The organism is Burkholderia sp. MR1-5-21 (assembly GCF_053427715.1).
The window spans coordinates 214,546-234,176 of record NZ_JBSAXD010000009.1 but is presented as its reverse complement, the minus strand read 5'-3'; the positions used below and the strand labels follow the sequence as shown (position 1 = coordinate 234,176).

Below are 19,631 nucleotides of genomic sequence, written 5' to 3'. Positions count from 1 at the left end.
CACACGCATGCGCGGCTGCTCCGCCTCGGCGCCTGCATGGCTAATCTTGGCGTTTTGCCGCCACACCACGAATTGCCGATATTTTTTGACCGAGCCTACTCTGTCTGACAGGCGTGTGCGGCTCAATCACCGGCCGTAACGGTGCGTTCAGTTGTTCCTCGCTAAGGCCATGAGCGAGCGCATTGGCCACATATCGGACGAGTCGTCTATCGTATTCGAGTAGCCTCTCGCGAAGCTTCTCATTTTCCGCCTTCAGATTCGAAATGCGGTGATCAGTGTAGTCACTGGCAGATGCTTTACGCCGTCCGTGCGCCCTATCCCCTCCATTGCGTTCCGCGAATTTTTGCAAATACGCATCCTTGATTGCCTGTCGCTTTTCGAGGGTCTGTCGGCTCCACTGGACATGCAGATGCTTCGAAGCCAATCCCACGACATCGCTCCAAGTCATGGGAATGCCAACTGGCCACTCGCCAATCAGTCTTGCGATCAAACGTGCGTTTGCCTCTGAAAGCCGCGGGTGTCGTTTTGCGCGACGGACGCGTGCTCCTGACTGCGCATTTCCCTTCATTTCGGCTCCTCTTCGATCATGACCGGGATCTGCACCAGGGTCCCATCCGGAATGGACTCGTCATTGTGAACTGCCAGAATCGCGGTTGCCCGCTTCAGCGTCAGCATCTGATGTTCCAGCCAGTTATCGGCACCATAGCTGCCGTCACGCTGCTCCGCTTCGGCAAGTCGAAGCAGAAGAGCGGATTCGCGGTGAATATCCTGTGCCTTCTGCCTTTGCGCTTGATTTCCCTTTTCTAGCAGATGCTCGTTACAGGTCACACAATCCCTGTGTCTGTCGCACGGGATCGCCGACAAATCCTGAATGCACATCCCCAAATCCGTCACGTGAGTAGACGCTACCGCTGAGTTCACGAACTCAGCTCGACGAACGGGGTTCTTGATCCGGCGCAGCGTATTGCTAACGCTACCGATCATCTCCCCCTTTTCGAGACGTTCGCGAGTGCGTTTCGCCAGCTCGAAACCCGTCTGATGATCATATGCGGAATTATCCTTGATCGACTTTCTTCCCATCCACCGACTGATCTCCAACTGCGACAATCCGCCTTCGTGGGCAAAGTTGTTCAGCCAATGACGAAATTGATGCGTTGTGCCACGAATCGGTGTTCCGTCTGAACCGACATACTTCAAGCGACTGAATATTGACAGTGTCCCGTCAAGAGAACTGCCTTCATCACTCCGATCGCTGAGATAGTCGTCGATCTGACCTTGAGTCAACAGTGTCGCCGTACCATTGAGCGTGGAACGCCGCCCTCCCACAAAATTGACACCTATTACAAAAAGACACTCATGTAATCGGAAATGCACCTGCCCGTCTGGAAATACTATCGAAGCAGAAGAACGACGAATAATTTCCCCGACCAGGTGTCTTTTTTCGACAGCCAGAATCTCTCCACGACTACGACCGCGCAAGTGCGTTTCTGGCCGCATTGTTGTTAGCGGCAATTTTGCCAGACGAGCGAACTGGTAACCGCCCTGTCTTCCATGCGTGATCCCAATAGCAGACGCAACCTCTGCCATGCTTAACAGCGCGCGATCATCCATCGAATGCCACGGCTCCGGCAAAATGGTCGAGCCTGGATGTTCATTCATATATCGGGCGATCTCTACGAACGGAGCAGTAATCGACAGGATGTCACCGATCGCACGCCGCGCAACGTCCACCATTGCTGTTGGTAGCCACTTGATTTCGATCGCTTCGAGCCGCCTCTTTTCTGGAATGTATCGCAGTCCACTTCGAATTATCTGTTGACCGAATCTGTCTAGCACAGGCACGCCGTGCACATCGACCTGCGCCTCTTCGACCCATGTATCCCGTGGCAACGTTAGCAGTTCGTTACACCGGAAGCCACCGCACAAAAACAGTTCGATCGCACGCTGACGCAAAAGATCGGCCGATGAAAGGTCGGACCGGTTCGAAATATCTGCCAAAGCGTCCATGATGTCATCGGTAGGCAACCGATCAAGCCTTCGCTCGAAGAATTGATCGCTTGTTCTGTCCTGCAGCGCTCCGCCAGCGTATGTGTCACGCGAGATAGGATTAACCCAGTTCAGCCTCACCGGAGCCAGATATTCACGGTCAATCACCCGTGCGATTTCCTGAAGCTTGCAGCCGATCCGATAGGCTGAGCTATCGGCCTCGATATGGCGGCAGGCGACCGCCGCTTCGTCAAAATCGATCCGGCGCAGTCCGGTTGGATCTGCTGCGCGCGATCGGGCCACCGAGTACAGGTAACGAAAGGCCCGCACCAAGACCATGTGATCATTGGTGTCGAGCGGACGTGGCCTGCCCAGCTCGCGCGAACAGACAATCGCGCGAAGCAGGTCACCAGAAGACTGCGGAAAGGCCTCGGCGTTGTCTTTCGTGACCCTTTTCACGAAGTTGCAGTTAAACCAGATCCGGTCTTCCCGACCGGCCGATGTTCGCTTATGTTTTCCGAATTCCCACGTCATGGCATCCCAGTCCAGAACACCCAGCGGATTCTGCCTGCGCATCGATTCGACAAACGCAGACAGGTTCTGCTGTGCAGTCCTCTCGGCCGCCTTCCGGATTTTCGCATCACCCATGACTGACACCGTCCTTCATGCGTTCGCAGAGCATGATCACGGACGCCACCGCCGCAATGGTCAGATCCCGCGCCTGGGTCATCTTGGGATCAGCACCCCGCTTGAGATGAGCGTCCCGATCTGAGAGCAGTGCGTCGAGAACGACACCGTGCGGTGCCTCGAGCCATGGCTGGAACTTCGCGCAGGTATAGCATGCAACCGGGGCCGCCAGCCCGCAGTAACCGAAGCTGCCACATGACCCCACATCGGCCAGCCTTTCAGCCTTCCGATCGAAATGCTTCACGCGACTCGCCGGATCTTGGCCACGAGCTGCGTCCGCTTCGTTCTTCACAATCGTTCCCATGAAGGCCTGGCCCCACGGCGCCAGTTTCATGGCCATTGCTCGGTCCAGCTTGACAACAATGTCGGAACGCGCGTTGTAATACACCATCACGTGCTGCAGATCAGTGTGATCCAGCGCATCGGCGAGTATCACGGGCGAGGCGCCGTCCTGGACCAGGCGAGTCGCAAACGTATAGCGTAACCGGCGTGGCGTCAGATTCAGTGGTTCGCCGTCTTTTCCGGTCAGCTTCAGGTATCGCACGACCCGCATCAGCGCCTTGTTGAAATGTGAGGTTCGCCACCGGTAGGCCTGCGTCTCAAACTCACTGCCCATCAAAGTTTCGCGCGGCTGCTCCAATCGGAACATTGCGGACGCGAAATGCTTGCCGGGCATCGCGGACTGAATGAGCCTCCGTGCCCCGGCGTTCTGTTTGACGAGACGTTCGAGCAGCGTGCCGACCTCGAGCCGCAGCGGTCGCGTCCGAAACTGGGAGCGCTCCTCGACGCCCGGCTTCTTGATTCGCGGAATGCGCAACTCGTATTTGACCGTGCCATCCGCCATTTTCGTTTTGAGCAGATCCTCGTCATGCAGCAGATAAAGGTTCTTGGGATTGCATCCAAACGCGACAAAGAGCCATGCTGCCGCGAGGTCCTGATCCGGCATCGTTTCGTTGGCGGTTGCTTCGCGCAGCGCGAGGAAGAGCCGGTCAAACTCGGTTGAATGCAGGGGGCCAAGCTTCGGGTCATGTCCGAGAACCGCTTCGCCTTTGGGTCCGCCTCCAATCACGAGCCCATCCAGCGCAACCGCCGTATCGAAATCAAACCCGTCGATATCTGCATCGCAGCACCATAGGTACCAGTATCGGAAAGCGTGTAGCGTCCTCGCGACCGTAGCAGCGGCGAACCGTGACGACATGTGCGCGCGAAGTCGATGAACGAGCGCTACATCGAATGTCGCCAGATCCGTCACGTTGGCACCTATTTCGAGCGCCGACCTAAAAAACGTCAGGATTCCTTGAAAGTAGTTTTCAACTGTCGCAGGCGCACGATCGTTCTTCAAGTATCGGAAGAACATACGCAAAGAGACTTCTACTGACTCACCTACCGGCGGCAATTGTGTCCACCCAATCATTGCCTCCGCACCTAGCCTCCAAACGTCGCCTCCAATTTCTGCTTCGACATTCCTGACTTCAGAGTCCTCTTCGTCAACCGATTTGCCAACGTTTAGTTGGTCACCAATCCAGTCAAGCTGCGCAGACTTATTCATCATCTTGCGGTGTCCCCTTCTGCAGCTTGAGAATTCGTTTGTTGGCGGCCTTGGCGGTTGCACGCTTTCCGTACACCTGCGGCATCTTCGATCGGTGCGACCATCCCATCGCATATTTCTGCTCTGCCTGCGCCTTCTCGAACTCGACGCCGTCGCTTTCAACCATCAGCACCCAGCGGTCATTCCAGTCATGTCGAAGGATGTGGTGGCACAGCGGTGCAAGCTCCGGATGAGCGCGCCGGAGCGTTTCGATCACCTGGCGATAGCCTCGGCCCTCGATTGCATCGCCGAACCGATTGACGAACACGTAGGGATTGCGATGCGCACGCGGCCAGCGTGCCCGGACTTTCCGGTCCTCAAGCCACACATCCAGGGCATCTCGCAGTTCGGTATCGAGTTCGAGAATCCTGCCGTTAGTCTTGGCTGCGGCGGGATCAAGTCGGCGATCATCGGCGTCGTGATACCGGGGGATAATGCTGAGATCGGCGGGGTCGCTGTCGAGGTTCAGATCGACCTTCTTCAGTCCGCGAATCTCCCCGGACCGGGCGCCAAGCTTGTATGCGGTCAGTAGCATTGCACGGTTGCGGACCTGGAATGCTACCGAGTACGGATTATCTGGGTCCCCGGGCTGGATCACACGCAGAAAGAGCGCGCGCTGGTTGTCCTGCAAGCCATGCCGCTCCCCGTCAATGTGAGAATTCTTTCCGCGAGACTTCGGGGCGACCGATCTGGCGCGCCGCTGGAATTGCTGCAGCCCAAAGTTTGCGGACTCGCGTTGACGTGGATCCGTCATTCGAGCGATGACCGGCTCCGAGACCCAGACGATGTAATCCAGTGCGGTCGAAAAGCGCACCGGCGCCTGCGTGGCACTGACCAACGAACTGCCTGTAGCCGGCTTTCGACGCGCGCGACAGTGATCGGCAAGCGCCACGAGCTCATTCAGAGTCAGAAAGTTCTGCTCAGCCGCTCGTTCGACTAGGTCGATCTGGCGCGAATCGAGGAAGTGAAGTGTGATCTTGAGGGCGTCGACACGCTGACGTATGCTTGACCGCCTCAAGCTGCGTGTACGCAGTTTGGTCAGGCAGTATTCGGTTGTGTGAACGACTGGCAAACCAAGCGGATCGTCATGAACCAGCAGCGGCAGGCGCTCGCCACCTTCGAGGTGCACGTCGCGGATTGAGTAGAGATTCAAATTGGGACTCCACCAGTGAGATGGCGCCCATTTTTACCAGTTCAGAACATTCCGCCTAGCAGGTCGTATGCGTCAAAGAAAAAAGCCCCGGAAAATCCCACCAACCTGTTGATTTGGCAGGAAAATCCGAGGCCCTCTTTACACCAATGATGAATATTCCGTCTAGAACGGAATATCGTCGTCCATCTCGTCGAAGCCGCCGCCAGCCGGCGCGCTCGGGCGGCTCTGCGCCGCACCAGCACCACCGCCGCGCGCCGCGCCGCCGGCACGACCGCCGCCGGCACCACCACGCTCCATCTGCTCGCCACGGCCGCCGCCGCCATAGCCGCCACCGTAACCGCCTTCGTCACCGCCACCGCCGCCGCCCGCACCGCCGCGGCCGCCGAGCATCTGCATCTGGTCGGCGACGATTTCGGTCGAGTAACGGTCCTGGCCGTCCTGGCCTTGCCACTTGCGGGTACGAATACGGCCTTCGATATACACCGACGAACCCTTCTTCAGGTATTCGCTGACGATTTCCGCGAGGCGGCCGAAGAACGCGACGCGATGCCACTCGGTCATTTCCTTGAACTCGCCGCTCGCCTTGTCCTTGTAACGGTCGGTCGTCGCGAGACGGATGTTCGCAACCGCGTCGCCGCTCGGCAGGTAACGGACTTCAGGATCGGCGCCGAGATTGCCGACGAGGATGACCTTGTTGACGGATGCCATGTGTTTCTCCAGTAAATTCGATGCCGGGCCGCGCTCGAACGCTGTCGAGCCGGCCCGCCGGGCAGCCCGGCAAGCGCTGCCGATGCGTGCCCGGAATGAGGGGTCAGGCCTTGCGCGGCGGCGCTTTCATGCTGGCCGCGATTATAAGCCACGCGGCAACGAGCCCCGAGCACGCGTAGAACACCGTGTCCGCGCCGCCATGCTTCAGCAGCCAGCCGCCCGCGACACCGCCGAGCGCGAGCCCGATCGATTGCGTCGTGTTGTACACGCCCGTGGCTGCGCCCTTGCGCGAGCCGGGCGCGAGCTTCGAGACCAGCGACGGCTGCGACGCCTCCAGGATGTTGAATCCCAGGAAATAGACGAACAGCACCGCTGCCACAATCAGGATGGTATGCGGCGCGCTGCCCAGCAGCAATTGGCCGATCAGGATAGCCAGGATGCCGCCGAGCAGCACCGGCTTCATCTTGCCCTGTTTTTCCGCGACGATGATCGCGGGCACCATCATCACGAACGCGAGCCCCATCACCGGCAGGTACACCTTCCAGTGCGCCGCGACCGGCAGCCCGCCGTCGACGAGCAGGCGCGGCACGACGAGGAACAGCGCGGTCTGCGTCGCATGCAGCACGAGCACGCCGAAATTCAGGCGCAGCAGCTCGACGTTGTGCAGCACTTCCGCGAACGGCGCGGGCACGTGCACGGGCTTCGCCGCATCCGGCACGACCCACAGCACGACGCCGATCGCGAGGATCGACAGCACGCCGACGACCGCGAACAGCCCGTTCATCCCGACCCAGTGGAACACGATCGGCGCGCCGACGATCGCGACTGCGAACGACACGCCGATCGACCCGCCGACCATCGCCATCGCCTTCGTGCGGTTCTGCTCGGAGGTCAGGTCCGCGATGAACGCGAGCACCGCGGACGACACCGCGCCCATGCCCTGGATCACGCGGCCGACGATGATCCACGTGATGTCGTGCGCGAACGCTGCGACGAAGCTGCCGATCGCGAAGATCACGAGGCCGGTCGCGATCACCGGCTTGCGGCCGAACTTGTCGGATGCCCAGCCGTAGAAGATGTAGAACAGCGACTGCGTGACGCCGTAGGCCCCGAGCGCGATACCGACGAGCAGCACGTTGTCGCCGCCCGGGATGGTTTTCGCGTAGACCGAGAACACCGGCATGATCATGAACAGGCCGAGCATGCGCAGCGCGAAGATCGCCGCGAGCGACGTGGTCGCACGCAGTTCGGGCGCGGTCATGCGGGAAGACGTGGCGGACGGATTGGACATCGGGAACGAATTTCGAATGATCGGATGATCCGCCCGGCGCCGGGCGGCGGAAGATCAGGGCCGTGGGTCCGGCGCGTCGGGCAGGCGGACGTGACGCGGGCCGCCGGCAGGCCGCTCGAGACGCAAAAGGCCGTGCAAAGCCATGCGGCAGGGCGGCGTTGCCGGCGCAGGCGCCGCCTTGCTGACAGCTGCTGCTAAGGCTGGGAGCCCCGAACGACGGTCTCGAAAAGCCGCTATAGTAGCAGGTTTGGTTCCCTCCTTTTTCGCCAGGTTCATGGAACAAATCCGTATCCGTGGGGCGCGTACCCACAACCTGAAGAACGTCAATCTCGACCTGCCGCGCCACAAGCTGATCGTGATTACCGGGCTGTCCGGATCGGGCAAGTCGTCGCTCGCGTTCGACACTCTTTATGCGGAGGGCCAGCGCCGCTACGTGGAAAGCCTGTCCGCGTACGCCCGCCAGTTCCTGCAGCTGATGGAGAAACCGGACGTCGACCTGATCGAGGGCCTGTCGCCCGCGATCTCGATCGAGCAGAAGGCGACGTCCCACAACCCGCGTTCGACCGTCGGCACGGTGACGGAAATCCACGACTACCTGCGACTTTTGTACGCACGGGTCGGCACGCCGTACTGCCCGGACCACGACATCCCGCTGGAAGCGCAGAGCGTGTCGCAGATGGTCGATGCCGCGCTCGCGCTGCCCGAGGAAACCAAGCTGATGATCCTCGCGCCTGTCGTCGCGAACCGCAAGGGCGAGCACGCGGAGCTGTTCGAGGACATGCAGGCGCAGGGCTTCGTGCGCTTTCGCGTGCGCTCGGGCGGCGGCACCGCGAACGAGGGCGTCGCGAAGATCTACGAGGTCGATTCGCTGCCGAAGCTCAAGAAGAACGACAAGCACACGATCGACGTCGTCGTCGACCGCCTGAAGGTGCGCCCCGACATGAAGCAGCGGCTCGCCGAGTCGTTCGAGACGGCGCTGCGTCTCGCCGACGGCCGCGCGATCGCGCTCGAGATGGATACCGACCGCGAGTACCTGTTCAGCTCGAAGTTCGCGTGCCCGGTCTGCTCGTACTCGCTGCAGGAGCTCGAGCCGCGCCTGTTCTCGTTCAACAACCCGATGGGCGCGTGCCCGGAATGCGACGGCCTCGGCCAGATCACGTTCTTTGACCCGAAGCGGGTCGTCGCGCACCCGTCGCTGTCGCTCGCCGCCGGCGCGGTGAAGGGCTGGGACCGACGCAACCAGTTCTACTTCCAGATGCTGCAGAGCCTCGCGGCGTTCTACGAATTCGACATCGATGCCGCGTTCGAGGATCTGCCCGAGAAGATCAAGAAGGTGCTGCTGTACGGCTCCGGCAAGCAGACGATCCCGTTCTCGTACATGAACGAGCGCGGCCGCACGACGATCCGCGAGCACGTGTTCGAGGGGATCATCCCGAACCTCGAGCGCCGTTACCGCGAGACTGATTCGGTCGCGGTGCGCGAAGAGCTGTCGAAGTACCAGAACAACCAGCCGTGCCCGTCGTGCGACGGCACCCGCCTGCGCCGCGAGGCGCGCCACGTGCGGGTCGGCACGGGCGACTACGCGCGCGCGATCTACGAGATCAGCGGCTGGCCGCTGCGCGACGCGCTCGGCTACTTCAACGGGCTCACGCTCGACGGCGCGAAGGGCGAGATCGCCGACAAGGTGATCAAGGAAATCGTCGCGCGCCTGACCTTCCTGAACAACGTCGGCCTCGACTACCTGTCGCTCGAGCGCAGCGCGGAAACGCTGTCGGGCGGCGAGGCGCAGCGCATCCGGCTCGCGTCGCAGATCGGCTCGGGCCTCACGGGCGTGATGTACGTGCTCGACGAGCCGTCGATCGGCCTGCACCAGCGCGACAACGACCGGCTGATCGCGACGCTCAAGCACCTGCGCGACCTCGGCAACTCGGTGATCGTCGTCGAGCACGACGAGGACATGATCCGCACGGCCGACTACGTGGTCGACATGGGCCCCGGCGCGGGCGAGCACGGCGGCGTGGTGGTCGCCGAAGGCACGCCGAAGCAGGTGCAGGTGAACCCGCAGTCGCTGACGGGCCAGTACCTTGTCGGCAAGCGCACGATCGAGTATCCGGACGAGCGGATCGCCCCCGATCCGGAGCGGATGCTGCGCATCGTCGACGCGCACGGCAACAACCTGAAGCATGTCGACCTCGAGCTGCCGGTCGGGCTGCTGACCTGCATCACCGGCGTGTCGGGCTCCGGCAAGTCGACGCTGATCAACGACACGCTGTACCACGCGATCGCACGCCACCTGTACGGCTCGGCCGCGGAGCCGGCGCCGCACGAAGCGCTCGAGGGCCTCGAGCACTTCGACAAGGTGATCAACGTCGACCAGTCGCCGATCGGCCGCACGCCGCGCTCGAACCCCGCCACCTACACGGGCTTGTTCACGCCGATCCGCGAGCTGTTCGCGGGCGTGCCGACGTCGAAGGAGCGCGGCTACGATCCGGGCCGCTTCTCGTTCAACGTGAAGGGCGGCCGCTGCGAGTCGTGCCAGGGCGACGGCGTGCTGAAGGTCGAGATGCACTTCCTGCCGGACGTGTACGTGCCGTGCGACGTGTGCCACGGCAAGCGCTACAACCGCGAGACGCTCGAAGTCCAGTACAAGGGCAAGAGCATCAGCGAAGTGCTCGACATGACGGTCGAGCACGCGTACGAGTTCTTCAACGCGGTGCCCGTCGTCGCGCGCAAGCTGAAGACGCTGCTCGACGTCGGCCTCGGCTACATCCGGCTCGGCCAGTCGGCGACGACGCTGTCCGGCGGCGAGGCGCAGCGCGTGAAGCTGTCGCTGGAACTGTCCAAGCGCGACACGGGCCGCACGCTGTACATCCTCGACGAGCCGACGACCGGCCTGCACTTCCACGACATCGCGCTGCTGCTCGAAGTGATCCACCGGCTGCGCGACCAGGGCAACACGGTCGTGATCATCGAGCACAACCTCGACGTGATCAAGACGGCCGACTGGGTGATCGACCTCGGTCCCGAAGGCGGCGCCGGCGGCGGCCAGATCATCGCGCAGGGCACGCCCGAACAGGTCGCGAAGACGAAGGCGAGCTTCACCGGCAGGTACCTCGCGCCGCTGCTCAAGCGCAACGCCCGCAAGGTCGCGGCGGGCTGATCCCGCTCCGGTCACCGCGCGCTGCCGGGAGGCCGCGCGCGCCGCCTCCCCTCCCCCACCCATCGGCAGCCGTCGGCCGCGCGCTTCATCGTTTTCCCTTCTGCGTTTACACCACGCGCCAAACGCCCGGTTGCGGACCATAATGACGGCTATACTTTACGGTCGTAAGGTTCGCCATCCGCACCAATCCGGTGCAGCGACGGGCGGACGCCGCCCGGCCGGACTCGCAAGGTCCGGCGCACGAACAATCGCTTTGCATGGGGCCGGAGCAAGCGCCGAAGCGCTCACTCCGATCGACCGCGAAGCATGGGATCGGAGTAAGTGCTAACCCGCCAACTCCGACCGACCGCGAAGCATGGGATCGGAGTAAGCGCTAAAGCGCCAACTCCGATCGACCGCGAAGCATGGGATCGGAGTAAGCGCTAAAGCGCCAACTCCGATCGACACAGGAAAACACGATGGAGAAACAAGAGTCGCCCCGCGAAGCGCAGAACAAGGAGCCGCACCTGCGCAGCGTGCGGCTGACGAGCGACTTCAGCCTGCCGAAGCTGTCGGCGATCGAGATCGGCAGCTACCTGCTGGCGCTCGTCGCGATGTGGCTCGTCCTCGACCTGAAGCTGCTCGGCGGGCTGCTGGCCGGACTGTTCGTGTACCAGCTGATCCACACGATCGCGCCCGTGATCGAGCGCCATACGACGAGCATGCGGGCGCGCTGGGTCGCGGTCGTGCTGCTGTCCGCCGCGATCGTCGGCGGGCTCGCGAGCCTGACGATCGGCATCATCGAACATTTCGAGCACGCGGTGCCGAACCTGCAAAGCCTGCTCGGCCAAGTGATGCAGATCGTCGAACAGACCCGCGCGCGCACGCCGGCCTGGATCGCGAACCTGCTGCCAGTCGACGTCGAGCAGATGAAGGCGAAGGCCGCCGTGATGATGCATGCGCACATGGACCAGCTGCAGCAGAGCGGCAAGAACGTCGCGCGCGGCTTCGGCCACGTGCTGTTCGGGATGATCATCGGCGCGATGATCGCGATCGGCGTCGAGCACGGCAAGGTGCGCCGGCCGCTGTCGACCGCGCTCGTCACGCGCGTATCGCGCTTCGCCGACGCGTTCCGCCGGATCGTGTTCGCGCAGATCAAGATCTCCGCGATCAACGCGTTCTTCACGGGCATCTACCTGCTCGTCGCGCTGCCGATCTTCCACGAACGGCTGCCGCTGTCGAAAACGCTCGTGCTCGTCACGTTCATCGTCGGCCTGCTGCCGGTGATCGGCAACCTGATCTCGAACACGCTGATCGTCGCCGTGTCGCTGTCGGTCAGCATGGGCACCGCGATCGCGTCGCTCGTCTTCCTCGTGGTCATCCACAAGCTCGAATACTTCCTGAACGCGAAGATCATCGGCGGCCAGATCGAATCGCGCGCGTGGGAGCTGCTGCTCGCGATGCTCGTGATGGAAGCCGCCTTCGGGCTGCCGGGCGTGATCGCCGCGCCGATCTTCTACGCATACCTGAAACGCGAGCTGTACATGCTGCGGCTGATCTGACGCATTGCGCTGCGGCCCGCTCGCGGCACCGGCTCCAGACGAAAACGCCGCGCCCGTTGCCGGGTGCGGCGTTTTTCATTTGACGCAGTCGGACGGCGCGTCAGCGGAACACGACCGTCTTCGTCCCGTTCAGCACGATGCGGTGCTCGACGTGCCACTTCACCGCGCGCGCGAGCGTCACGCACTCGACGTCGCGGCCGATCGCGGTCAGCTGGTCCGGCGTCATGCTGTGGTCGACGCGCTCCACTTCCTGCTCGATGATCGGGCCTTCGTCGAGGTCGGTCGTCACGTAGTGCGCGGTCGCGCCGATCAGCTTCACGCCGCGGTCGAACGCCTGGTAGTACGGCTTCGCGCCCTTGAAGCTCGGCAGGAACGAATGGTGGATGTTGATCGCGCGCCCGGCGAGCTGCTCGCACATGTTCGGCGACAGGATCTGCATGTAGCGCGCGAGCACGACGAGATCGGTCCGGTGCTCGTCGATCACTTCCAGCACGCGCGCTTCCTGCGCGGCCTTCGCGGCGTCGGACGAGCCGCCGACGAGCGGGAAGTGATGGAACGGGATGTCGTAGCTCGCGGCGAGCTGGTAGAAATCCTTGTGGTTCGACACGATCGCCGGAATCTCGATCGGCAGCTGGCCCGTGCGATAGCGGAACAGCAGGTCGTTCAGGCAATGGCCGATCTTCGACACCATGATCACGACGCGCGGCTTCACCGCCGCGTCGTGCAGCTCCCAGCGCATCGCGAACTGCTCGGCGAGCGGCGCGAACTGCGTGCGCAGCGCGTCGAGCGCCGTCGCGACGTCCGCGCTGCTGCCGTCCTGGTCGAAATGCACGCGCATGAAGAATTCGCCGGTGCGGCTGTCGCCGAACTGCGCCGAATCGAGGATGTTGCTGCCGCGCTCGAACAGGAAGCCCGAGACCGCGTGGACGATGCCGTGCCGGTCGGGGCACGACAGTTTCAAGATAAAGCTGTGATCGGCCGACATGACCGCTACTCCCTTCGTTTCCGTATTCGTGATATGGCCCGTGCGGGGCCGCCCGGGCGCACCCGGCGCGCGGGTCAGGCCGCCGGCGCGAACAGCGCGTCGATCCCCGCCGCATCCGCGGACGCGATCCACCGATGCCGCAGCAGCGTGTCGAGCATCGCGAGGCTCGCATCCATCGTCGCGTCGCCGTGCCGCAGCCAGCCAATCACCTCGGGCACGCCGGCCAGCAGGTGCTCGGCGACCTCGCCATCCTGGTTGTGCGGCGCGAAGTCGCGCGGCAGCGGCAGGTCGTAGACGAAGATCAGTTCGGACTGCGTGCCTTCCGGCAGCGAGCACAGCACCTGCACCGCGCGGCCCGCGATCGCGCGCGCCGCCAGTTCGGCCGGAATGCCGGCCTCTTCCCAGCATTCCTTCGTCAGCGTCTCGTGAACGCCGAGCCCCCAGCCGATGCCACCCGCGACGACGTTGTCGAGCATGCCGGGGTCGGTTGCCTTGGTCGCGCTGCGGCGGCCGAGCCACATCTGCGGCGCCGCCGCGCTGCCTTCCTGCCCCGGCGCAGCCGTATATTCTACGATGCCGTTCAGGTGCACCGCATAAGTCTGCGTGCCGAAGAACCGCGACGCGGCCCGCTCGATGTACGCGAGCGGCGGATCGTCGAAACGGTTGCGGATCGCGTAGATCTCGTCGCGCCAGCCGGGAATCGCGCCTTCGGCCGCGAGCGCGCCGATCGCGCTCGCGAGCGCCATGCTGCGCGCGTCGACCGTGTCGTAGCGCTCGGACAGCACGACGCGCTCGTCCGTCAGTTCGAACACGTCGGGCCAGCGCGCAAGCCGTGCGGCGTCGGCACGGCGCACCCAGCCGACCGGTACGCCCGCGATCTCGAAGCGCAGGTGCGCGGCCGGATCGAAATGGCGCGCGGCGGCGATGCAGGGAAACGTCATCGGCCGCTCCGTCAGTCCTTCAGCGCGACACGGATGCCGATCGCGATGAACGTCGCGCCTGCCAGCCGGTCGAGCCACACGCCGACCTTCGGCCGGCGCTTCAGCCACGTGCCGATCGCGCCCGCGCACACGCCGAACAGCGAGAAGATCGCGGCCGTCTGCAGCATGAACAGCGCGCCGAGCTCGAACATCTGCAGCGCCACGCTCTGCACGCCGTGCGGATCGACGAACTGCGGCAGGAACACGACGAAGAACAGCGTGACTTTCGGATTCATCAGGTTGCCGATCACGCTCTGCCGGAAGATCGACCACAGCGGCTGCGGCGGACGCGCGTGCGCGGTCGCGAGGCCCTGGCTGCGCAACGCCTTGATGCCGATCCACACGAGGTACGCGGCGCCCGCGAGCTTCAGGATCTGGAACGCGACCGGCGACGAACGCAGCACCGCCGCGACACCGAGCGCCGCGAGCGTCGTATGGAACGTCACGCCGGCGGCGAAGCCGAGCGCAGCAACGAGGCCCGCCGCACGCCCCTGCGAGATGCCGCGCGCGAGCACCTGCAGGTTGTCGGGGCCGGGCGCGAACGTGATCGCGATCGACGTGGCGAGAAACAGCATGAAATTCGGCATTGTGGCCTCGCTTCGTGGGGGCCGGCGCTCAGTGGCCGGCGAACTCGGTAACGGTGTAGACGGGCAGCCCCGCATTGCGCAGCAGCGCCGAGCCGCCGAGATCCGGCAGGTCGATGATCGCCGCGCCCTCGACGACGACCGCGCCGAGCCGCTGCAGCAGGTTGCGCCCCGCCATCATCGTGCCGCCCGTCGCGATCAGGTCGTCCATCACGATCACGCGGTCGCCGGGCCGGCACGCATCCTCGTGGATCTCGACGGTCGCGCTGCCGTATTCGAGCTCGTACGACTCGCGCTGCGTCTTGTACGGCAGCTTGCCGACCTTGCGGATCGGCACGAAGCCGACGCTCAGCTCGTACGCGACGATCGGCGCGATGATGAAGCCGCGTGCGTCGAGGCCTGCGACATAGTCGAGCTTCGCATCGACATAGCGTTCGACGAACAGGTCGACGAGCACGCGCAGCGCCTTCGGGCTCTGCAGCAGCGTCGTGATGTCGCGGAACTGCACGCCCGGCTGCGGCCAGTCGGGCACCGTGCGGATCTGGCTGTGGATGAAGGCGGCAGGATCGAGCGGTGCCCCCGACGACGAATGCGGCATGAAACTCTCCGAAAAAAACGGTGCGCGACGTTTCGGGCACCGTTCGACAATACGGGTCAGATTATGTATGTGGATGGCCGACGCTCAGACCGCCGCGGCCGGCGGCTCCCGCCGGTGGCGCGACAGGCGCTCCTCCGCGAGCGCGAGCGCTTCGGGCAGCCCGCGCAGCACGACGATGTCGCTCGCGCGCAGCTTGGTCTGCGGATCGGGTTCGACGCCGCGGATCCCGTGCCGGCGGATCGCCGTCACCTCGAGTCCGAGCGCGAACAGCCCGAGCTCGTCCAGCGAGCGTCCGACCGCGTCCGCGCGCGCATCGACCGGCACCGATTGTAGCCGCACCTGCTCGTGGTCGTCGTCGTCCGTGTCGTCGGCACCGCGGAAATAGCCGCGCAGCAGGCTGTAGCGCTCGTCGCGCATCTCCTCGACGCGCCGCACGACCTTGCGCATCGGCACGCCGACCAACACCAGCGTATGCGACGCGAGCATCAGGCTGCCCTCGACGATTTCCGGAATCACCTCGGTCGCGCCGGCCGCGAGCAGCTTTTCGAGGTCGGCGTCGTCGACGGTGCGCACGATCGCCGGCAGCGTCGGCTCGAGTTCGTGCACGTGATGCAGCACGCGCAGCGCGGACGGCGTGTTCGCATAGGTGATCGCAACGGCCGCCGCGCGGTGGATACCGGCCGCGAGCAGCGACTCGCGGCGCGCGGCGTCGCCGAACACGACCGTCTCGCCCGCCGCCGCGGCCGCGCTCACGCGATCGGGGTCGAGGTCGAGCGCGACGTACGAAATGCCCTCCTGTTCGAGCATCCGCGCAAGGTTCTGGCCCGCGCGGCCGTAGCCGCAGATGATCACGTGGCCGCGCTGCTTGAGGCTTTGCGTCGCGATCCGGGTCATCTGCAGCGACTGCATCATCCATTCCGTCGACGACAGCCGCATCACGATCCGGTCCGCGTTCTGGATCAGGAACGGCGCCGCGAGCATCGACAGCAGCATCGACGCGAGGATCGCCTGCAACAACGTCGTATCGACGAGATGCCGGTCGAGGATCAGGTTCAGCAGCACGAAGCCGAATTCGCCGGCCTGCGCGAGGCCGAGGCCCGTGCGCATCGCGACGCCCGGCGTCGCGCCGAACAGCCGCGCGAGCCCCGTGATCATCGTGCCCTTGAACAGCACCTGCCCGACGAAGAAACCAATCACGAGAAGCGGGTGCTCCCAGATCACGCGCGGATCGAGCAGCATCCCGGTCGTCACGAAGAACAGTCCGAGCAGCACGTCGCGGAACGGCTTGATGTCCTCCTCGACCTGGTGGCGGAACGGCGTCTCGGAAATCAGCATCCCCGCGATGAACGCGCCGAGCGCGAGCGACAGGCCGAACTTGTCGGTGATGAACGCAGCGCCGAGCGTGACGAGCAGCAGGTTCAGCACGAACAGCTCCTGCGAGCGGCGCCGCGCGACGACGTTGAGCCAGCGGGTCATGAAGCGCTGCCCGACGATCAGCAGCAGCGCCAGCGCGATCACGATCTTGACGGCCGCGAACCCGAGCGTCAGCGCGAGATCCTTCGACGACTCGGCGCCGAACGCGGCGATCACGATCAACAGCGGCACGACCGCGAGATCCTGGAACAGCAGCACGCCGAAGATGTTGCGGCCGTGCTCGGTCTCGATCTCGAGGCGTTCGGCGAGCATCTTCGACACGATCGCGGTCGACGACATCGCGAGCGCGCCGCCGAGCGCGATGCTGCCCTGCCACGTGATGTGCACCCAGCGCTCGAACAGCATGCCGAGCACCAGCGCGAGCACGAGCGTCGCGACCACCTGCAGCAGGCCCAGGCCGAACACGAGCCGCTGCATCGCACGCAGCTTCGCGAGCGAGAACTCGAGGCCGATCGAGAACATCAGGAAGACCACGCCGAATTCCGCGAGATGCTCGGCCCGTTCGAGATCCGCCGCGATGCCGAACGCGTGCGGGCCGACCAGGATGCCGACGGTCAGGTAGCCGAGCATCGGCGGCAGGTTCAGCGAGCGGAACACGACGACGCCCACCACTGAAGCCAGCAGCAGCATGAGCGTCATTTCGAGCGGGGAAATCACGGGCAAAGCGTCCTCGTTCGTCGGGGCCACGGCAATGCGGGCGCGGGTGGTGGCGGTGGTCCGGCAACATCGGACGAGTCCGACGAGCCGGCGCGGCGAACAAACGCCTTTGCTATACTCCGCGCATGATAGCGAAAATCAATGATGATCGGGCGCTCGCGCTCGCCCGCGACGTGCTCGACATCGAGGCGGACGCCGTGCGCGCGCTCCGTGACCAGCTCGACGGCGACTTCGTCGAAGCCGTCGCGCTGCTGCTCGGCTGCAGCGGCCGCGTGGTGGTTTCCGGAATCGGCAAATCGGGGCATATCGCCCGCAAGATCGCGGCCACGCTGGCCAGCACCGGCACGCCCGCGTTCTTCGTCCATCCGGCCGAGGCGAGCCACGGCGACCTCGGGATGGTCACGTCCGACGACGTGTTCATCGGCATCTCCTACTCCGGCGAATCGGAAGAACTCGTCGCGATCCTGCCGCTCGTCAAGCGCATCGGCGCGAAGCTGATCGCGATCACGGGCCGCCCGGATTCCAGCCTCGGCACGCTCGCCGACGTAAACCTGAACGCCGCTGTGTCGAAGGAAGCGTGCCCGCTGAACCTCGCGCCCACCGCGAGCACGACGGCCGCGCTCGCGCTCGGCGACGCGCTCGCCGTCGCGGTGCTCGACGCGCGCGGCTTCGGCTCCGAGGATTTCGCGCGCTCGCACCCGGGCGGCGCGCTCGGCCGGCGCCTGCTCACCTACGTGCGCGACGTGATGCGCACGGGCGACGAGATCCCGTCCGTCGGGCTCGACGCGACGCTGTCGGACGCGCTGTTCCAGATCACCGCGAAGCGGCTGGGCATGACGGCCGTGGTCGGCGCCGACGGCAAGGTCGCGGGCATCTTCACCGACGGCGACCTGCGCCGCGTGCTCGCGTGCGACGGCGACTTCCGCACGCTGCCGATCGCCGACGTGATGACACGCAACCCGCGGACGATCGCGCCGGACCATCTGGCGGTCGAGGCCGTCGAACTGATGGAGCGCCACCGGATCAACCAGATGCTGGTGGTCGATGCCGATGGTGCGCTGATCGGCGCGCTGAACATGCACGACCTGTTCTCGAAGAAGGTGATTTGATGACCGCTCCGCTGACTGCGGCCGAACGCGCGAACCGCGTGAAACTGATGATTTTCGACGTCGACGGCGTGCTGACCGACGGCGGCCTGCTGTTCACGGCCGCCGGCGACGCGATGAAGTCGTTCAATTCGCTCGACGGCCACGGCGTGAAGCTGCTCGGCGAAGCCGGCATCGCGACCGCGATCATCACCGGCCGGAAGTCGGAGATCGTCGCCGCGCGCGCAAAGGAAATGAAGATCACGCACCTGTTCCAGGGCGTCGAGAACAAGCTGGCGGTGTTCGGCGAGCTGATCGGCTCGCTCGGCCTCGCGCCCGACGCGTGCGGCTACATGGGTGACGACTGGCCCGACCTGCCCGTGATGCTGCGCTGCGGCTTCGCGGCCGCGCCGGCGAACGCGCATCCCGAGGTGATCGCCCGCGCGCACTGGGTCGCCGAGGCCCGCGGCGGCCAAGGCGCCGTGCGCGAAGTCTGCGACACGGTGCTGCGCGCGCAACGCCGCTACGACGCGCTGCTTGCGGCCGCCTGCGGAGCCTGACGGATGAATACCCATTTCCGCTGGACCCAGCTGCTGCCGCTCGCCGCGGTCGCCGCGCTCGCGGGCATCACGTGGTGGCTGCTGCAGGCGACGCTGCCGCCGCCCGGCGAAGGCCCCGCACAGCAAAAGCGCCACACGCCCGACTACTTCGCCGACAACTTCTCGGTCACCGAGCTCGACCAGTCCGGCGCGACCCAGTACCGGCTGACGGCGGAGAAGCTGATCCACTACGAAGATACCGAATCGAGCGACCTGACCGATCCGGCGATGCGCGCGTTCCAGCCCGGCAAGCCGGTCGTGACGACCACCGCGAAGCGCGGCACCGTCAACGGCGATGTGTCGATCGTCGACCTGTACGACAACGCGCGCATCCTGCGCGCGGCAGGCGGCGGCGATCCGCAGATGCAGGCCGATTCCCAGCATTTCCGGATCTTCGTCAATGACGATGTGATCCAGACCGAAAAGCCGGTTAAACTTCAGCGCGGCCTGTCGCTCGTCAACGCGACCGACGGCATGAAGTACAACAACGTCACCCGGGTCATCGAGCTGTATGGCAACGTGCGCGGCACGATTGCCGCGTCGGATGCGTCCGGCGGCTCGAAAGGTCAACCCAAGTAACGCATCCCACACGTGA

The 19,631-nt window shown here is 64.5% G+C and carries 16 protein-coding genes; 5 read left to right on the top strand and 11 right to left on the bottom strand.

Annotated elements, in window-relative coordinates:
* Nucleotides 1-40: 40 nt before the first annotated feature.
* The 6 genes from ACV229_RS15300 to ACV229_RS15275 all read right to left on the bottom strand — a co-directional run bounded on the left by ACV229_RS15300 (nucleotide 41) and on the right by ACV229_RS15275 (nucleotide 7,413).
* Entirely contained in the window at nucleotides 41-568 is a 528-nt protein-coding gene (locus ACV229_RS15300; protein ID WP_448083949.1) for a hypothetical protein, read from the bottom strand.
* Nucleotides 565-2,634: a hypothetical protein gene (locus ACV229_RS15295; protein WP_448083948.1), complete on the bottom strand. Its 2,070-nt coding sequence runs from the start codon at nucleotides 2,632-2,634 to the stop codon at nucleotides 565-567. The genes ACV229_RS15300 and ACV229_RS15295 overlap by 4 nt, the downstream gene beginning before the upstream one ends.
* Complete coding sequence (locus tag ACV229_RS15290; protein WP_448083947.1) at nucleotides 2,627-4,225, bottom strand: tyrosine-type recombinase/integrase; 1,599 nt, start codon at nucleotides 4,223-4,225, stop codon at nucleotides 2,627-2,629. The genes ACV229_RS15295 and ACV229_RS15290 overlap by 8 nt, the downstream gene beginning before the upstream one ends.
* Entirely contained in the window at nucleotides 4,215-5,414 is a 1,200-nt protein-coding gene (locus tag ACV229_RS15285; RefSeq protein ID WP_448083946.1) for a tyrosine-type recombinase/integrase, read from the bottom strand. Before ACV229_RS15285 ends, ACV229_RS15290 begins: the two co-directional genes overlap by 11 nt.
* Nucleotides 5,415-5,576: 162 nt before the next feature.
* Nucleotides 5,577-6,122, bottom strand: a complete 546-nt coding sequence (locus ACV229_RS15280) for a single-stranded DNA-binding protein (protein ID WP_448083945.1) — start codon at nucleotides 6,120-6,122, stop codon at nucleotides 5,577-5,579.
* A 103-nt stretch (nucleotides 6,123-6,225) separates the two neighbouring features.
* Nucleotides 6,226-7,413, bottom strand: a complete 1,188-nt coding sequence (locus tag ACV229_RS15275) for an MFS transporter (protein WP_448083944.1) — start codon at nucleotides 7,411-7,413, stop codon at nucleotides 6,226-6,228.
* Between the two features lie 274 nt (nucleotides 7,414-7,687).
* Here ACV229_RS15275 and uvrA point away from each other — a divergent pair, with 274 nt between their 5' ends.
* Together uvrA and ACV229_RS15265 are read left to right on the top strand one after the other, a co-directional pair.
* A complete protein-coding gene (uvrA, locus tag ACV229_RS15270; protein WP_448083943.1) occupies nucleotides 7,688-10,573 on the top strand; it encodes an excinuclease ABC subunit UvrA in 2,886 nt (961 codons plus the stop codon).
* Between the two features lie 458 nt (nucleotides 10,574-11,031).
* On the top strand, nucleotides 11,032-12,114 hold the full coding sequence (locus ACV229_RS15265) for an AI-2E family transporter (protein WP_448083942.1): 1,083 nt from the start codon (nucleotides 11,032-11,034) through the stop codon (nucleotides 12,112-12,114).
* A gap of 100 nt (nucleotides 12,115-12,214) precedes the next feature.
* Here ACV229_RS15265 and purU read toward each other — a convergent pair whose 3' ends face one another.
* From purU to ACV229_RS15240, 5 genes are all read right to left on the bottom strand, one after another.
* Complete coding sequence (gene purU / locus ACV229_RS15260; RefSeq protein ID WP_448083941.1) at nucleotides 12,215-13,099, bottom strand: formyltetrahydrofolate deformylase; 885 nt, start codon at nucleotides 13,097-13,099, stop codon at nucleotides 12,215-12,217.
* Nucleotides 13,100-13,173: 74 nt separating this feature from the next.
* Nucleotides 13,174-14,040, bottom strand: a complete 867-nt coding sequence (locus ACV229_RS15255; protein ID WP_448083940.1) for a DUF4743 domain-containing protein — start codon at nucleotides 14,038-14,040, stop codon at nucleotides 13,174-13,176.
* Nucleotides 14,041-14,051: 11 nt separating this feature from the next.
* Nucleotides 14,052-14,666, bottom strand: a complete 615-nt coding sequence (locus ACV229_RS15250) for a LysE family translocator (RefSeq protein ID WP_448083939.1) — start codon at nucleotides 14,664-14,666, stop codon at nucleotides 14,052-14,054.
* 28 nt (nucleotides 14,667-14,694) lie between these two features.
* On the bottom strand, nucleotides 14,695-15,261 hold the full coding sequence (locus ACV229_RS15245; RefSeq protein ID WP_448083938.1) for an adenine phosphoribosyltransferase: 567 nt from the start codon (nucleotides 15,259-15,261) through the stop codon (nucleotides 14,695-14,697).
* An 84-nt stretch (nucleotides 15,262-15,345) separates the two neighbouring features.
* Complete coding sequence (locus ACV229_RS15240; RefSeq protein WP_448083937.1) at nucleotides 15,346-17,352, bottom strand: cation:proton antiporter domain-containing protein; 2,007 nt, start codon at nucleotides 17,350-17,352, stop codon at nucleotides 15,346-15,348.
* Nucleotides 17,353-17,477: 125 nt separating this feature from the next.
* On the opposite strand from ACV229_RS15240, the gene kdsD reads away from it, so the two are divergent.
* The 3 genes from kdsD to lptC are packed head-to-tail and all read left to right on the top strand — an operon-like array spanning nucleotide 17,478 to nucleotide 19,615.
* The gene (gene kdsD, locus ACV229_RS15235) at nucleotides 17,478-18,461 is read left to right on the top strand and encodes an arabinose 5-phosphate isomerase KdsD (protein ID WP_448083936.1); all 984 of its coding nucleotides are present in this window, start codon (nucleotides 17,478-17,480) and stop codon (nucleotides 18,459-18,461) included.
* Nucleotides 18,461-18,997: a KdsC family phosphatase gene (locus ACV229_RS15230; RefSeq protein ID WP_448083935.1), complete on the top strand. Its 537-nt coding sequence runs from the start codon at nucleotides 18,461-18,463 to the stop codon at nucleotides 18,995-18,997. Before kdsD ends, ACV229_RS15230 begins: the two co-directional genes overlap by 1 nt.
* Nucleotides 18,998-19,000: 3 nt before the next feature.
* Nucleotides 19,001-19,615, top strand: coding sequence for an LPS export ABC transporter periplasmic protein LptC (gene lptC / locus ACV229_RS15225; protein ID WP_448083934.1), 615 nt, complete (start codon nucleotides 19,001-19,003; stop codon nucleotides 19,613-19,615).
* Nucleotides 19,616-19,631 lie beyond the last annotated feature (16 nt).

Excerpts from the sequence above, each read along its gene's own strand:
- ACV229_RS15300 (WP_448083949.1), bottom strand. The coding sequence starts at position 568 with ATGAAGGGAAATGCGCAGTCAGGAGCACGCGTCCGTCGCGCAAAACGA.
- ACV229_RS15295 (WP_448083948.1), bottom strand. The coding sequence starts at position 2,634 with ATGGGTGATGCGAAAATCCGGAAGGCGGCCGAGAGGACTGCACAGCAG.
- ACV229_RS15290 (WP_448083947.1), bottom strand. The coding sequence starts at position 4,225 with ATGATGAATAAGTCTGCGCAGCTTGACTGGATTGGTGACCAACTAAAC.
- ACV229_RS15280 (WP_448083945.1), bottom strand. The coding sequence starts at position 6,122 with ATGGCATCCGTCAACAAGGTCATCCTCGTCGGCAATCTCGGCGCCGAT.
- ACV229_RS15275 (WP_448083944.1), bottom strand. The coding sequence starts at position 7,413 with ATGTCCAATCCGTCCGCCACGTCTTCCCGCATGACCGCGCCCGAACTG.
- uvrA (WP_448083943.1), top strand. The coding sequence starts at position 7,688 with ATGGAACAAATCCGTATCCGTGGGGCGCGTACCCACAACCTGAAGAAC.
- ACV229_RS15265 (WP_448083942.1), top strand. The coding sequence starts at position 11,032 with ATGGAGAAACAAGAGTCGCCCCGCGAAGCGCAGAACAAGGAGCCGCAC.
- purU (WP_448083941.1), bottom strand. The coding sequence starts at position 13,099 with ATGTCGGCCGATCACAGCTTTATCTTGAAACTGTCGTGCCCCGACCGG.
- ACV229_RS15255 (WP_448083940.1), bottom strand. The coding sequence starts at position 14,040 with ATGACGTTTCCCTGCATCGCCGCCGCGCGCCATTTCGATCCGGCCGCG.
- ACV229_RS15250 (WP_448083939.1), bottom strand. The coding sequence starts at position 14,666 with ATGCCGAATTTCATGCTGTTTCTCGCCACGTCGATCGCGATCACGTTC.
- ACV229_RS15245 (WP_448083938.1), bottom strand. The coding sequence starts at position 15,261 with ATGCCGCATTCGTCGTCGGGGGCACCGCTCGATCCTGCCGCCTTCATC.
- kdsD (WP_448083936.1), top strand. The coding sequence starts at position 17,478 with ATGATAGCGAAAATCAATGATGATCGGGCGCTCGCGCTCGCCCGCGAC.
- ACV229_RS15230 (WP_448083935.1), top strand. The coding sequence starts at position 18,461 with ATGACCGCTCCGCTGACTGCGGCCGAACGCGCGAACCGCGTGAAACTG.
- lptC (WP_448083934.1), top strand. The coding sequence starts at position 19,001 with ATGAATACCCATTTCCGCTGGACCCAGCTGCTGCCGCTCGCCGCGGTC.